Annotated in this window: 10 protein-coding genes; 5 read left to right on the forward strand and 5 right to left on the reverse strand. The window is 74.0% G+C overall.

The window, feature by feature from the left end; all coding sequences use genetic code 11:
- Window positions 1-12 precede the first annotated feature (12 nt).
- The 4 genes from ACFYU9_RS33080 to ACFYU9_RS33095 are packed head-to-tail and all read right to left on the reverse strand — an operon-like array spanning window position 13 to window position 3,666.
- Complete coding sequence (locus ACFYU9_RS33080) at window positions 13-669, reverse strand: response regulator (protein ID WP_389208734.1); 657 nt, start codon at window positions 667-669, stop codon at window positions 13-15.
- Window positions 653-1,948, reverse strand: a complete 1,296-nt coding sequence (locus tag ACFYU9_RS33085; protein WP_389208732.1) for a sensor histidine kinase — start codon at window positions 1,946-1,948, stop codon at window positions 653-655. The genes ACFYU9_RS33080 and ACFYU9_RS33085 overlap by 17 nt, the downstream gene beginning before the upstream one ends.
- 27 nt (window positions 1,949-1,975) lie before the next feature.
- Window positions 1,976-2,749, reverse strand: coding sequence for an ABC transporter permease (locus ACFYU9_RS33090; protein ID WP_389209210.1), 774 nt, complete (start codon window positions 2,747-2,749; stop codon window positions 1,976-1,978).
- A gap of 14 nt (window positions 2,750-2,763) precedes the next feature.
- Window positions 2,764-3,666, reverse strand: coding sequence for an ABC transporter ATP-binding protein (locus ACFYU9_RS33095; RefSeq protein ID WP_389208730.1), 903 nt, complete (start codon window positions 3,664-3,666; stop codon window positions 2,764-2,766).
- Window positions 3,667-3,829: 163 nt separating this feature from the next.
- Between ACFYU9_RS33095 and ACFYU9_RS33100 the strand changes: the two genes are divergently transcribed.
- From ACFYU9_RS33100 to ACFYU9_RS33120, 5 genes are all read left to right on the forward strand, one after another.
- Window positions 3,830-5,695 carry an ABC transporter ATP-binding protein gene (locus ACFYU9_RS33100; RefSeq protein ID WP_389208728.1) on the forward strand — a complete coding sequence of 622 codons (1,866 nt, stop codon included), beginning with the start codon at window positions 3,830-3,832 and terminating at the stop codon, window positions 5,693-5,695.
- Entirely contained in the window at window positions 5,692-7,551 is a 1,860-nt protein-coding gene (locus tag ACFYU9_RS33105) for an ABC transporter ATP-binding protein (protein ID WP_389208726.1), read from the forward strand. The genes ACFYU9_RS33100 and ACFYU9_RS33105 overlap by 4 nt, the downstream gene beginning before the upstream one ends.
- A 399-nt stretch (window positions 7,552-7,950) precedes the next feature.
- A complete protein-coding gene (locus tag ACFYU9_RS33110; protein WP_389208724.1) occupies window positions 7,951-9,984 on the forward strand; it encodes a M4 family metallopeptidase in 2,034 nt (677 codons plus the stop codon).
- Between the two features lie 98 nt (window positions 9,985-10,082).
- On the forward strand, window positions 10,083-10,739 hold the full coding sequence (locus tag ACFYU9_RS33115) for a response regulator (protein WP_389208722.1): 657 nt from the start codon (window positions 10,083-10,085) through the stop codon (window positions 10,737-10,739).
- A 67-nt stretch (window positions 10,740-10,806) separates the two neighbouring features.
- The gene (locus ACFYU9_RS33120) at window positions 10,807-12,357 is read left to right on the forward strand and encodes a sensor histidine kinase (protein ID WP_389208720.1); all 1,551 of its coding nucleotides are present in this window, start codon (window positions 10,807-10,809) and stop codon (window positions 12,355-12,357) included.
- 64 nt (window positions 12,358-12,421) lie between these two features.
- Here ACFYU9_RS33120 and glgP read toward each other — a convergent pair whose 3' ends face one another.
- The gene (gene glgP / locus ACFYU9_RS33125) at window positions 12,422-14,968 is read right to left on the reverse strand and encodes an alpha-glucan family phosphorylase (protein WP_389208718.1); all 2,547 of its coding nucleotides are present in this window, start codon (window positions 14,966-14,968) and stop codon (window positions 12,422-12,424) included.
- Window positions 14,969-15,042 lie beyond the last annotated feature (74 nt).

The raw sequence follows: 15,042 nt of genomic DNA on the forward strand, positions 1-15,042 counted from the left end.
CGGGAGCCGCCGTCAGCCGGTCCGGCCGAGGATGCCGCGCTCGTAGCCGACGGCGACCGCCGCCGCCCGGTCCTTGGCGCCCAGCTTGCCGAAGATGTGGGTGAGATGGGTCTTCACGGTGGCCTCGCTGATGAACAGCTCGGCGGCGATCTCGCGGTTGGACGTGCCCTTGGCGACGAGTTCGAGGACCTCGCGCTCGCGGGCGGACAGGGACTCGTCGGCGGGCGGCGCGGCGGGGGTGCGGACGCGGGTGACGAGGCGGCCGGCGACGGCCGGGGAGAGCACGGTGCGGCCCTCGGCGGCGGCCCGGACGGCGGCGAACAGCTCCTCGCGCGGGGCGTCCTTGAGGAGGTAGCCGGTGGCGCCGGCCTCCAGGGCGGGCAGGGTGTCGGTGTCCGTGTCGTACGTGGTGAGGACGAGGACCCGGGCGCGGGCGCCGCGCCGGGCCAGCTCGGCGATGGCGTCGACGCCGCCGCCCCCGGGCATCCGCAGGTCCATCAGGACGACGTCCGGGTCGAGGCGCTCGGCGAGGGCGACGCCCTCGACGCCGTTGGACGCCTCGCCGAGCACCCGGAAGGCGGGGTCGGCTTCGAACATGCCGCGCAGGCCGTCGCGGACCACGGGGTGGTCGTCGACGAGGAGGAGGGTGATCTCAGTCGTGGCGCTCATCGGGCCCCAACGGTACGCGAGCGCTGATGGCGGTGCCATGGCCGGGTTCGGTCTCCAACGCGAGGCTGCCGGCGAGCCGTTCGGCCCGGGCGCGCATGCCGTCGAGGCCGAATCCGCCGGCCCCGGAGCGGGCCGGGACGGCGGCCGGGTCGAAGCCGTGGCCGTCGTCGCGGACGTCGAGGGTGATCTCGTCGCCCATGTAGGAGAGGGTGACGCCGGCGCGGGCGGCGCCGGAGTGGCGCTCGGCGTTGGCCAGGGCCTCCTGGGCGATCCGCAGCAGGGTGGCGGCGATCTCCTCGTGCAGCGGCCGCTCGGTGCCGGTGACGGTGAACCGGGCGGTGATGCCGGTGCGTTCGGACCAGGCGGCGACGGTCTTCTTCAGCGCCTCGGGCAGCGAGTCGTGCTCCAGGGCGACCGGGCTGAGGTTCTGCACGGAGCGGCGGGCCTCGCCGAGGCTGTGCCGGGCGAGGTCGGCGGCGCGCCCGAGGTGGACCTGGGCGAGCTCGGGGTCGGTGGTCATGGAGACGACCTGGAGCTGGGCGATGACGCCGGTGAGGCCCTGCGCGATGGTGTCGTGGATCTCGGCGGCCAGCCGCCGCCGCTCGTCGGCGACGCCCGCCTCGCGGGCCTGCACGAGGAGCTGCGCCTGGAGGGCGGCGTTCTCGGTGAGGGCCTGCTCCAGGCGGGCGTTGGTGCGGGCGAGCGTGGCGGCCCGCTCGATCTCCTTGCCGCCGAGGTGGGCGAGGCCGAGGGCGAGGCAGGCGTTGAGCGCGAACAGTCCGCCGAACGCCGCCCACTGGACGGCGGACCGCGGCGGCAGCCCGCCCGACTGCGAGCCGCCGAGCGTCAGCGCCACGGCGAGGAGTCCGGCGCGGGTGTACGCGGGGCGGGGCGGCAGCAGGGCGACGGCGTCGAAGTACCCGATGCAGGCGAAGACGGCGAAGAACGGGCTCACCCAGGTGAGCGCGAACCCGAGCGCCGTGCGCAGCACGAAGTACGTGACGGAGGCGGGACCGGGGGCGCCGGGGATGCGGACGACGCCGGGGGTGTCCTGCGCGGGCGGCTCGCTCGCGGCGAAGGCGCGCTCGCGGCGGGTCCACCAGAGCTGGAGGACGAGGGTCGCGGCGAGGAGGGCGATGAGCGCGGCGAGGGGGCCGGGGGTGATCCGTTCGGCGGTGGCGAGGGCGAGGACCGTGGCGACGGCGAGCAGCGCGTACGGCGCCCAGCGGAAGAACTGCCGCCGGCGTTCCTCGACCGACGTCACGGTACTGGTGGTCACATCGCCCCTCACATACGTCACTTGACGTCACTCCCAGCGGAACCAGCGGACCGCCGACCCGGTGAGCAGCACCGCCCACAGCGCCATCGTGCCGAGCGCGGTCCAGGCCGGCCAGGCGCCGGACGCGGCGGCGGACAGGGCCCTGGTGGCCGCGCCGAGCGGGGTGAACTCGACGATCCCGCGCAGCGTATCCGGCATCATCTGGACCGGCAGCCAGATGCCCGACGTGAACATGCTGGGGAAGTAGACGGCCGAGCCGATGCCCTGGGCGATCTTCTGGGTGCGGGAGACCGCGCAGACCGTCGCGCCGAGGGCGAGGCTGCCGGCGGTGGCGAGGAGCAGGGCGAGGGCGTAGCCGGGGAGGTTGCCGGGCAGGGCGACGCCGAAGGCGAGCCGGCCGACGGCGATGACGAGCAGCGCGGAGCCGAGCCCCGCGGCCCCGTTCAGGGCGAGCTGGGCGGCGAGCAGGGCGCCGGGGCGGACCGGGGTGGTGGACAGGCGGCGCAGGATGCCGCGTTCCCGGTAGCCGGCGAGGACCGGCGGCACGGCCTGGAGTCCGGCCGTGATCAGCGCGAAGAGCACGGCGACGGGGACGTAGACGTCGACGGTGCGCAGTCCGCCGAGGTCGGCGGAGGGCTCACGGAAGGACGGGATGGAGCCCAGGATCACGAGGAGCACGGTCGGCGCGGCCAGTACCCAGAAGAGGAAGGCGGGTTCGCGGGCGAAGAGGCGGAGCTCGGTGCGCAGGAGGGTGAGCACGGGGCGGCCGCGCCGGGCGGCGGTGGCGGCGGACGTGGTCAGGGGCGTCGTGGTGGTCACTGGTCGGCTCCGGTCAGGTCGAGGTAGGCGTCGTCGAGGGTCGCGTCGGTGACGCGCAGGCCGCGGGCGGTGATCCCGCGGCGGGCGAGCAGTTGGACGAAGGCGTCGACGGTGGCGTCGGTGCCGGTGAGGACGGTGCGGCCGGCCTGGGCGTCGACGGCGGCGGCGCCGGGCAGGGCGAGGAGTTCGGCCCGGCCGATCAGCCCGTCGTCCTCGTACGAGACGGACTTGGCGGCCCCGGCCCTGCGGATGAGTCCGGCCGGGGTGTCGAGGGCGGTGACGCGGCCGCGGTCGATGACGGCGATCCGGTCGCACAGCCGCTGGGCCTCCTCCATGAAGTGGGTGACGAGGAGGACGGTGACGCCGCTGTCGCGGACGGACTCGACGAGCGCCCAGGTGTCGCGGCGGGCGCGCGGGTCGAGGCCGGTGGTGAGTTCGTCGAGGATCACCGCGCGCGGGTTGCCGACGAGCGCGAGGGCGATGAAGAGCCGCTGCTGCTGGCCGCCGGACAGCTTGCCGTACCGCTTGTCCAACTGGTCGGTGAGGCCGAGCCGTTCCGCCAGCTCCCGCCAGTCCGCGGGCCGCTCGTAGAAGGACGCGTACAGTTCGAGCGCCTCGCGGACGGTCAGCTTGGGCTGCAGCGCGCTCTGCTGGAGCTGGACGCCGAGCAGCCGGGTGACCTCGGCGTGCCGGGCGACGGGGTCGAGTCCGGCGACCCGGACGGTGCCGGCGTCGGGGACGCGCAGTCCGGCGACGCACTCGACGGTGGTGGTCTTGCCGGCGCCGTTCGGGCCGAGGATTCCGAAGATCTCCCCCTCCTCGACCGTGAACGTCACGCCGTCGGCGGCCTTGCGCTCGCCGTAGGCCTTGTGCAGGTCCTGAACCTCGATCATGGGCATGACTCAAGGTTCGGCCGCGGGGCCGGCCGGCGGTATCGGCCATCGCGCTCGAACCGCGATCAACCGATCGGTTGACGGACGGCTACGACCAGGGCCGCGGTGGCCGCCGGTGGCCGGAAAACCACATGAGGGATGTCAGGGGTGAACCTTAGGCTCGGGCCTGATGCCCTCAGAACATGTACCCACCAGTAAAGCGGCCCCGGGCCGCTCCACCACCCGTACGCTGCTGCGCCTGTGGCCGTACGTCCGGCCGGTGCGCGCCCGGCTCTTCACGGCCGCGTTCGTCGCGGTCGTCGCCTCGCTGCTCTCCATCGTCATCCCGCTCGTCCTGAAGTGGCTGGTCGACGGCCCGGTCGCGGCGGCCGACACGACGGGCGTGTGGTTCGGCGCCCTGTACCTGCTGCTGCTCGGCATGGCCGAGGCCGTCCTCTTCGGCGTTCGCCGCTGGCTGGTGGCCCGGCCGCTGGCCAACGTCGAGGCGACCATGCGGGCCGACCTCTACCGGCGGCTGCAGCGGCTCCCGATCGCCTTCCACGACCGCTGGGCCTCCGGCCAGCTGCTCTCGCGCGCGACGGCGGACCTGATGCTGGTCCGCATGTTCCTGGCCTTCCCGCTGACCTTCCTGCTGGTCAACGGCGTGACGATCCTGGCCGGTTACGCGCTGCTGCTCGCCCAGGACTGGACGCTCGGCCTGGTGCTGCTCGGCCCGGTCGTGCCGCTGGTGATCCTCTGCTCGGTCTTCGAGCGGCGGTACGCGGTGGTGGCACGGCGCTCGCAGGACCAGGTGGGCGATCTGACGACGGTCGTCGAGGAGAGCGTGCTCGGCATCCGGATCGTCAAGGGCTTCGGGCGCCATCGCAGCCAGGCCGAGGCATTCCGGGCACTGGCCGGGAAGCTGCGCGGCACGGAGCTGGTCAAGGCGCGGATGCTCGCCTGGATCTGGGCGGTCATCACGCTGCTGCCGGAGCTCGCGGTGGGCGCGGCGCTGGTGCTCGGCACGGTGCAGGTGGCGGACGGGACGCTGTCGGCGGGCACGCTGGTGGCGTTCCTGTCGACGGCGCTCGCGCTGCGCTGGCCGGTGGAGTCGATCGGCTTCCTGCTCGCGATGAGCCAGGAGGCGGCGACGGCGACGGAACGGTACTTCGAGGTGATGGACGCGGCGGAGGAGACGGATCCGGACGCCGCCGCGGCGACCGCCCCGGTCGCGGACGCGCCCGAGGAGGCGCGGGACGGCGTACGGGAGGGTGTCCGGGACGGTCTGCGCAACGGCGTGCGGGACGGCATCCGGTTTGAGAACGTCAGCTTCCGCTTCCCGGACGCCCCGGCCGGCACCACGCCCGTCCTCGACGGCGTCGACCTGCACATCCGGCCCGGCGAGACGCTGGCGCTCGTCGGCGGGACCGGTTCCGGCAAGACCACGCTCACCGCGCTCGTACCGCGGCTGCACGAGGTCGGCGGCGGACGGATCCTGCTCGACGGCGAGGACATCGCGCTGATGCCCCGGGAGCGGCTGCGCTCGCTCGTGGCGGTGGCCTTCGAGGAGCCGACGCTCTTCTCGGCGACCGTCGGCGCGAACGTGCTGATGGGCGCCGGCCCGGACGCCGCCGAGCCCGAGCTGCGGCGCGCGCTCGCCGTCGCCCAGGCCGAGGGCTTCGTGGACCGGCTCCCGGCCGGCGCCGCGACCGAGGTCGGCGAGCAGGGCCTGAGCCTCTCCGGCGGCCAGCGGCAGCGGCTCGCGCTGGCCCGCGCGGTGGTCGGCCGGCCCCGCTTCCTGATCCTGGACGACCCGCTGTCGGCGCTCGACGTCCACACGGAGGCCCGGGTCGAGGCGGCCCTGCGGGAGGTGCTGCGCGAGACGACCGCCCTGGTCGTCGCCCACCGCCCGTCCACGGTGCTGCTCGCCGACCGGGTCGCCCTGCTGTCCGGCGGCCGGATCACGGCCGTCGGCACCCACCACGAACTGCTGCGCACCAGCGCCGAGTACGCCTGGCTGATGTCCGGCGAGCGCGAGGAGGACCGGGACCGATGACGGACACGAGCACGGGGACGCCGCAGGCGCCCGCCAACCCCACCACTCCCGCCTCCCCCGCCGCCGACCCCTTCGACCAGGACGACCTGCCCGTCGCGCCCGGCGCCACCGGGCGGCTGCTGCGCTCGCTGCTCGCCGCGCACCGGGGGCGGGTCGGGCTCGGCGCGCTCCTGCTGCTGGTGCAGCAGGCGGCGCTGCAGGCGGGGCCGCTGATCGTGGCGTACGCGCTGGACCGGGGCGTGCCGGCGTTCCGGGCCGGGGAGCACGGGCCGCTGATCGCGGTCGCGGCCGGGTATCTGCTGTGCGCGGCGCTCGGCGGGGCGCTGCAGTACGCCTTCATACGGGTCGCGGCCCGGGTCAACCAGGACGTGCTGCTCGATCTGCGCGGGCGGATCTTCCGGCACGCGCAGGTGCTGAGCGTCGACTTCCACGAGCGCTACACCTCGGGCCGGCTGATCTCCCGCTCCACCACGGACGTGGAGTCGCTGCGCGAGCTGCTCTCCGAGGGGCTCCAGGAGCTCATCGGCGTCGCCTTGTCCTTCGTGGCGATCTCGGTGATGCTGCTCTGGCTGGACCTGGGCATCGGCGCGGTCGCGGTGGCGTCGTTCGGGCCGCTGTACCTGCTCGTGCGGATCTACCGGCGCCGCTCGGCCGTGGTGTTCGCGGAGCGGTCGACGGCGGCCGCCGGGGCGATCGTGAAGTTCGCGGAGACGATGAACGGGATCCGGCCGGTGCGGGCGTTCCGCCGGGAGGCGGTCAACGACGCCGAGTTCGCGGTCCTGAACCGGCGCCACGAGCGCAGCAACGGCGACGCGCTCCTCGAAATGGCCCGCTATGTCGTCGGCTCCCGACTGGTGGCCAACACGGCGGTGGCCGGAATGTGTCTGTGGGGCGCGTGGCGGGTGGCGCACGGTTCGCTGGAGCTCGGCGTGCTCGCGGCGGCGGTGCTGTACGTGCGGCGGCTCTACGACCCGATCGACCGGCTCGGCATGTTCCTCAACTCCTACGAGTCGGCGGCGGCCTCGCTCGCCAAGATCGCCGGGCTGCTCGCGCAGGAGCCGGGCGTCCCGGAGGCGGCCGCGCCGCGCGAGCTGCCGGCCCGGACGGGCTCGGCGCCGGGGCGCGAGGTGGTCTTCGAGGGCGTGCGGTTCGCGTACCGGACCGGCGGCGAGGTGCTGCCGCGCTTCGAGCTGACGATCCCGGCCGGCCAGACGGTCGCCGTGGTCGGCGCGACGGGCGCGGGCAAGTCGACGCTGGCGAAGCTGCTCGCCCGCTTCTACGACCCGACCGAGGGCCGGGTGCTCCTGGACGGGGTGGACCTGCGCGATCTGGCCACGCCGGAGCTGCGGCGCGGTGTGGTGATGGTGACGCAGGAGGCGTTCCTGTTCTCGGGGACGGTCGCGGAGAACATCGCGATCGGCCGGCCCGACGCGACCCGCGCGGAGATCGAGCAGGCGGCGAAGGCGATCGGCGCGCACGACTTCATCGTGGGCCTGCCGGACGGCTACGACACCGACGTGCGCAAGCGCGGCGGCCGCATCTCGGCCGGTCAGCGGCAACTGGTGGCGTTCGCCCGGGCGTTGCTGGCGGATCCGGCGGTGCTGATCCTGGACGAGGCGACGAGCTCGCTCGACGTGCCGGGCGAGCGGGCGGTGCAGCGGGCGATGGACACGGTGCTCGCGGGCCGTACGGCGGTGGTGATCGCGCACCGGCTCTCCACGGTGGAGGTCGCCGACCGGGTCCTGGTGATGGAGGCGGGCCGGGTGGTCGAGGACGGCTCGCCGGCCGAACTGGTGGGCGGCGAGGGCCGGTACGCGGGTCTGCACCGGGCCTGGCGGGACAGCCTGGTGGGCTGACCGCGGGCCGGACGGGCCTCGCGGGGGGTGTCCGCATGGCGGACGGTAGGGAACGCGCCACGACCTTTTTCCGGCCCGCCACGGGCCCTGGATGTTGCTCGCGCGTGGCGCCGGACCGGGGCAGAAACCCCGTACCCGCGCGGCGGAAGGCACCGTACGACACCTTCGTTCCGATTGCCGAAACGTCCGCTTAACGAACAGCGACGTACGGGCAACGGACGATTTCTGGCCAAGTTGTTGACGCGCTCCTGACAGGTACCCGCCAGGGCTGCCAATCTCTCCAAAGCTTCATGCGAACCAACGTTCACTGATTCACCCGAACGTGCTCCACAGCTCTGTTTGCTCCGCCCGGTTGGCCCCACCCAGCCCTCCGGAACCCCCCTCGCAAAAGGAGTCTGCGTGAGAACCACGCCCAGCCGTCGCGCCACCGCGACCGGCGCCCTGATCGCTGCCGCCGCCATGATCGCCGTCGGCGTCCAGACCGGCACCGCCACCGCCGAAGGCGGCAACTGGGGCGTCGCCCCCAAGGCGCAGGCCGCTCACAACGCCAACCCCGGCAAGCTGCCGGCCGACCTCTCCCCGGCCCAGCGCGCCGCGCTGATCAAGGCCGCGCAGGCCGACACCGCCGCCACGGCGAAGCGCCTCGGTCTCGGTGCCCAGGAGAAGCTGGTCGTCCGCGACGTCGTCCAGGACCGCGACGGCTCCACCCACACGCGCTACGAGCGCACCCTGGACGGCCTCCCGGTCCTCGGTGGCGACCTGATCGTCGACGAGACCAAGGCCGGCGCCCAGACCGGTGTCATCAAGGCCAACCGCGCCGACATCAACAAGGTCGACACGGCCGCAGCCACCATCGCCCCGGCCAGCGCCACGAAGCAGGCGCTCGGCCGCGCGAACGCCGAGGGCGCCAAGTCCCCCAAGGCCGACCGCGCCCCGCGCAAGGTCGTCTGGGCCGCCAACGGCACGCCCGTCCTCGCCTACGAGACCGTCGTCGGCGGTTTCCAGGACGACGGCACCCCGAGCCGGCTGCACGTCATCACGGACGCCAAGTCCGGCGCCAAGCTGTACGAGTGGCAGGCCATCGAGACCGGCATCGGCAACACGATGTACAGCGGTCAGGTCACCCTCGGCACCGCCCCGTCGTACACCCTCACGGACACGACGCGCGGCAACCACAAGACGTACAACCTCAACGGCGGCAGCTCCGGCACCGGCACGCTGTTCTCCAACACCACGGACACGTGGGGCAACGGCCTGGCCTCCAACAAGGAGACCGCCGGCGCCGACGCGCACTACGGTGCCGCGCTCACCTGGGACTACTACAAGAACGTGCAGGGCCGCACCGGCATCCGCGGTGACGGCGTCGGCGCGTACTCCCGCGTCCACTACGGCAGCGCGTACGTCAACGCGTTCTGGGACGACTCCTGCTTCTGCATGACCTACGGTGACGGCACCAGCAACACCCACCCGCTCACCTCGATCGACGTGGCCGCGCACGAGATGACGCACGGCGTCACCTCCAACACCGCGGGCCTGGTCTACAGCGGCGAGTCCGGCGGCCTCAACGAGGCCACCTCGGACATCATGTCGTCGGCCGTCGAGTTCTACGCCAACAACCCGTCCGACCCGGGCGACTACCTCGTCGGCGAGAAGATCGACATCAACGGCAACGGCACCCCGCTGCGTTACATGGACAAGCCGAGCAAGGACGGCGGCTCCAAGGACTCGTGGTACTCGGGCATCGGCAGCATCGACGTCCACTACTCCTCGGGCCCGGCCAACCACTTCTTCTACCTGCTGTCCGAGGGCAGCGGCGCGAAGGTCGTCAACGGCGTGAGCTACAACTCGCCGACCTCCGACGGCCTGCCCGTCACCGGCATCGGCCGCGACAAGGCCGCGCTGATCTGGTACAAGGCGCTGAGCACCAAGTTCAGCTCCAACACCAACTACGCGGGCGCCCGCACCGGCACGGTCGCCGCGGCCACCGACCTCTACGGCGCGAACAGCCCCGAGGTCCTGGCCGTCCAGAACGCCTGGGCCGCCATCAACGTCGGCACCCGTCCCGGCGGTGGCGGCAACCCCGGCGGCACGGTCTTCGACAACAGCACCCCGGTCGCCATCCCGGACAACGGCCCGGCCGTCACCTCGTCGGTGACCGTCTCCGGCATCACGGGCAACGCGCCCAGCAACCTCCAGGTCGGCGTGAACATCAGCCACACCTGGATCGGTGACCTGATCGTCGACCTCATCGCGCCCGACGGCTCGGTCTACAACCTGCACAACCGGACCGGCTCCAGCACGCACGACATCAACCAGACCTACACCGTGAACGCCTCCTCCGAGGTCGCCAACGGCGTCTGGAAGCTCCGTGTCCAGGACAAGGCGTCGCTCGACACCGGCACGATCAACGACTTCAAGCTGACCTTCCCGTAAACCCGGGAAAGCCGCTGAAGAGCTGAGCTGAATCCGACCGACGGCCCCCGGGGTGGAGACACCCCGGGGGCCGTCGGCCGTTTGCGTAGGCTGGCCCGATGATCAGGGTGCTGCTGGCCGACGACGAGACGATGATCAGGGCCGGGGTACGGGCGATCCTCGACACCGACCCCGGGATCGAGGTGGTCGCCGAGGCCGGCGACGGCCACCAGGCCGTCGAACTCGCGCTCCTCCACCGGCCCGACGTCGTCCTCCTCGACATCCGGATGCCGCGGCTCGACGGACTCGGCGCCGCGGAGGAACTGCGCCGGGTCGCCCCCGACGCCGGGCTCGTCATGCTCACCACCTTCTCCGAGGACGCGTACGTCGAACGGGCGCTGGGCAGCGGGGTCAGCGGCTTCCTGCTGAAGTCCGGCGACCCGCGCGAACTGATCGCCGGCGTCAGGGCCGTCGCCGAGGGAGCCGCCTTCCTCTCCCCCGTCGTCGCCCGCCGCGTCATCGACACCCTCGGCAGCGCCCGCTTCACCCGCGCCGCCGACGCCCGCGCCCGGCTCGCCCCGCTGACCGGACGGGAGCGCGAGGTCGTCGCGCTCGTCGGCGCGGGACTCTCCAACCAGGAGATCGCCGAACGCCTGCACGTCGTCGAGGCGACGGTCAAGGCGCACGTGAGCGCGGTCCTGGGAAGACTCGGACTGCGCAATCGGGTACGGCTCGCGATCCTCGCGTACGAGGCCGGACTGGTGCCGGATGCCTGAGGCGCGGGCGAGCGGCGCGGGCGACGAGCGGGCTTTCGGGGGAGGTCGCGGACAGGAGCCCGGGCGGGTGCCAGTGCCGGAGCGGCGCTCCGAGCGGGCCTTCGAGCGGGCCTTCGACGTCGCGCTGTGGGTGCTCCTCTGCGTCCCCGTCCTGCTCAAGTCCGACCCGGACGACGGCGGCTCGTGGACCAGGGTCGCGATCGGCGTGGCGCTGCTCGCCGTGTGCGTGGCGCTCGCCCGGCGGTGGCCGGTGGTGCCGCTCGCGCTCACCGTGATCGTCTCGTTCGCCTCCGGGCCCGGTCTCTTCACGCCCGCGTACGTGCTCGCGCTCGTCGCCTTCGGCTATCTCGCCGGCCGCCGGGCGGAGCGGACCCGGCCCGCGCTGTGGCTGTTCGCGGGCGTGCCGGCCGCCGGGCTCGGGCTCGTCGTGGCGACCGGCGACACGCTGGCGCACTGGTTCGCGCTGCTGCTGTCGACGGCGCTCGCGGTCGTCGCGCCCTGGCTGATCGGGCGTTACGTACGGCAGTACGACCGGCTGGTGCGCAGCGGCTGGGAACTGGCCGACCGCATGGAACGCGAACAGGCCGCCGTCGCCGACCGCGAGCGGCTGCGCGAACGCTCCCGGATCGCCGGCGACATGCACGACTCGCTCGGCCACGCCCTGGCACTCATCGCGCTGCGCGCCGGCGCCCTCGAACTCGACCCGGCGCTCGGCCCGGCCCAGCAGCGGGCCGCCGGCGAACTGCGCGGCGCGGCCGCCGACGCGACCGCGCGGCTCCGCGACATCATCGGCGTGCTGCGCGAGGACGGCGACGACGCTCCCGTCGCCCCGCCGGACGAGACGGTCGCCGACCTCGTCGCCCGCGCCCGCGCCTCCGGCATGACCGTCACCCTCACCGACGCCGCCGCGGACGCGGCGCCCGCCCCGCCGTCCGCCGGCATGACCGGACGCGCCCTCCACCGCGTCGTCCAGGAGGCCCTCACCAACGCGGCCAAGCACGCGCCCGGCGCGCCGGTGTCCGTGGCCGTCGAACGCGACGCCCGCCGGATCCGCGTCCGGGTGGCCAACGCTCCCGCGGGCCCGGACACCTCCCCGTCGGGCCTCGCCTCCGGCCGCACCGGGCTCGTCGGCCTGGACGAACGGGTCCGCCTCGCGGGCGGGACGCTGCGGCACGAGTCCGGGGCGGACGGGGGCTTCGCCGTCGAGGCCGTGCTCCCGCTGCGGTCACCCGCGCCCCGCGCCGCCGCGCCCCGCTCGGCACGCGAACTGGACCTGGCCCGCCGCCAGGTCCGCCAGGGCCTCGCCCGCGCCATCTGGATCCCGCTGGCCCTGCTCGCCGCGCTGGGCCTGCTGATGGCGGGCGTCGCCCTGTACACCCAGCACCAGACCTATCTGGAGGCGGAGGACTACGCCCGCCTGCGCCTCGGCCAGACCCGCGCCGAAACCGCCACCCGCCTCCCCGACCGCCACCTCGACGGCCGCCCGGCCCGCACCCCCGCCGAACCGCCCGGCATGGACGAGTGCCTCTACTACCGCTCGACGCTGCTGGCGGCGATCCCGGTCTACCGGTTGTGCTACGTCGACGGACGCCTGGCGGCGAGGGCGCGGGTGCCGTAGGGAACGGGGCGGGGCCGGAGGGGCGGGCGCGGGTGCCGTAGGGAACGGGTGCCGGGGCGACGGGTCAGCGCAGCAGCACCCCCGCTCCCGCCCCCGTCGTCTCCGTCGGCAGGGCCACCAGGCCCAGTTCGGCCGGGTGGGCCAGGAGCCGGTGGGCGGGCAGGACGCGGACCGTGCAGCCGAAGGGGCCCGTGCGGTCGAGCGAGAGCGCACCGGCGTAGGGGAGGCGGCCTTCCAGGTCGGGGCCGGCCGCGGGCTTCAGGATGCTGGTACGCGGGTCGAGGAGCCGGTCGTCGGCGTCGACGCGGCCCGTGACGGCCTGGACCTCGACGTCGTCGGGACCGAGCTCGCCGAGGGTGACGCGGACCCGGACCGCCGGGGTCGCGCCCAGCTCGGCGTCGGCGAGGTCGTCGCCGACCTCCACGTGGTCGACGGAGACCTTGGGCCAGGCCGCGCGCACCCGGGCCTTCCAGGCGGCGAGTTCGCGGGCCGCGGCCGGGCCGAGGGCACGGTGGGCGGTGGCCGCGGGGGCGTACAGCCGCTCCACGTACTCCCGGACCATCCGGTCGGCGAGCACCTTGGGCCCGAGGTCGGCGAGGGTGCGCCGGACCATCGCGGTCCAGCCGGCCGGCACGCCGTCCGCGCCGCGGTCGTAGAAGCGCGGCGCGACCCGGCGCTCGATCAGCTCGTAGAGCGCGGCGGCCTCCAGGTCGTCGCGGCGCTCCTCGTCGAGCGCGGCGGCCCCGTCGGCGGTGGGGATGGCCCAGCCGAAGTCCGGCTCGTACCACTCGTCCCACCAGCCGTCCAGGACGGACAGGTTGAGACAGCCGTTGAGCGCCGCCTTCATCCCGCTGGTGCCGCACGCCTCCAGGGGGCGCAGCGGGTTGTTGAGCCACACGTCGCAGCCGGGGTAGAGGCCGCGGGCCATCTCCATGCCGTAGTCGGGCAGGAAGACGATCCGGTGCCGCACCCGCGGGTCGTCGGCGAACCGCACCAGCTCCTGCACGAGCTGCTTGCCGCCGTCGTCCGCCGGGTGCGCCTTGCCGGCGACGACCAGCTGCACCGGCCGTTCGGGGTGCAGCAGCAGCGCCCGCAGCCGGTCCTTGTCGCGGAGCATCAGGGTGAGCCGCTTGTACGAGGGGACGCGGCGGGCGAAGCCGATGGTGAGGACGTCGGGGTCGAGGACGGAGTCGGTCCAGCCGAGTTCGGCGCCGGCCGCACCGCGCTGCCGCCAGGAGGCCCGCAGGCGTCGCCGTACGTCGGTGACGAGCCGCTCGCGCAGGGTCCGGCGCAGCTTCCACAGCTCGCGGTCGCTCGCGTCGGCGCCCAGCCGGGCGACCTCGGGGGCGGTCCAGGTGGGGGCGTGGACGCCGTTGGTGACGGAGGTGAGCGGGGTCTCGTCGGCGTCGAAGCCGGGCCACAGGCCGGCGAACATGGCGCGGCTGACGGCGCCGTGGAGGGTGGAGACGCCGTTGGCGCGCTGGGCGAGCCGCAGCCCCATGTACGCCATGTTGAAGACGCCGGGCTCGCCGCCGAGCGAGGTCTCGTCGCCGAGGGCGAGGATCCGGCCGGTGTCGACGCCGGGCAGCGCGCCGTCCTCGCCGAGGTGGCGGGCGACGAGGGCCCGGTCGAAGCGGTCGATGCCGGCGGGCACGGGGGTGTGGGTGGTGAACACGGTGCCGGCCCGGACGACTTCGAGGGCCGCGTCGAAGTCGATTCCCTCGCCGCCGAGTTCGCGGATGCGTTCGAGGCCGAGGAAGCCGGCGTGGCCCTCGTTGGTGTGGAAGACCTCGGGCGCGGGCGTGCCGGTGAGCCGGCAGTACGTGCGGACCGCGCGCACGCCGCCGATGCCGAGGAGCATCTCCTGGAGCAGCCGGTGCTCGCTGCCGCCGCCGTAGAGCCGGTCGGTGACCTCGCGTTCGCCGGGCGCGTTCTCCTCGACGTCCGAGTCGAGCATGAGCAGCGGCACCCGGCCGACCTGCGCGAGCCAGAGGTGCGCGTGCAGGCTGCGCCCGCCGGGCAGGGCGAGGCTGACCCGGGCGGGGCTGCCGTCGGCCTCGCGGAGCAGGGTGACGGGCAGCTCGCCGGGATCGAGGACCGGGTAGTGCTCCTGCTGCCAGCCGTCGCGGGAGAGCGACTGCCGGAAGTAGCCGTGCCGGTAGAGCAGCCCGACACCGACGAGCGGCACACCGAGGTCGCTCGCGGCCTTGAGGTGGTCGCCGGCGAGGATGCCGAGGCCGCCGGAGTACTGCGGCAGCGCGGCGGCGACGCCGAACTCGGGCGAGAAGTACGCGATCGAGGCGGGCAGCCCGGCCGCCTCGGACTGCCGCTGGTACCAGCGCGGTTCGGTCAGATACCGGTCGAGCTCCGCGGCCGCGGCATCCAGCCGGGCCAGGAACCCGGCATCGCCGGCGAGCGCGCCGAGCCGCCCGGCGTCGAGGCGCCCGAGCACCCCTACCGGGTCGGCGCCGTCGCCGTCGACGGCGACGGTCTCGAAGAGTTCACGGGTGGGTTCGTGCCAGGACCAGCGCAGGTTGCGCGCCAGGTCGGCGAGGGGTCGAAGGGTGTCGGGGAGGACGGGACGCACGGTGAATCGACGGATTGCCTTCACGTGTTCCACCTTCGCAGGCCGTGACGGAGCGGAGCGGAAGCACCACGCTGTGCGCCCGCGGTTCCGCTCCGGGA

Origin of the sequence: Streptomyces sp. NPDC004327, from assembly GCF_042873935.1 — a bacterium.
Classification (GTDB): domain Bacteria; phylum Actinomycetota; class Actinomycetes; order Streptomycetales; family Streptomycetaceae; genus Streptomyces.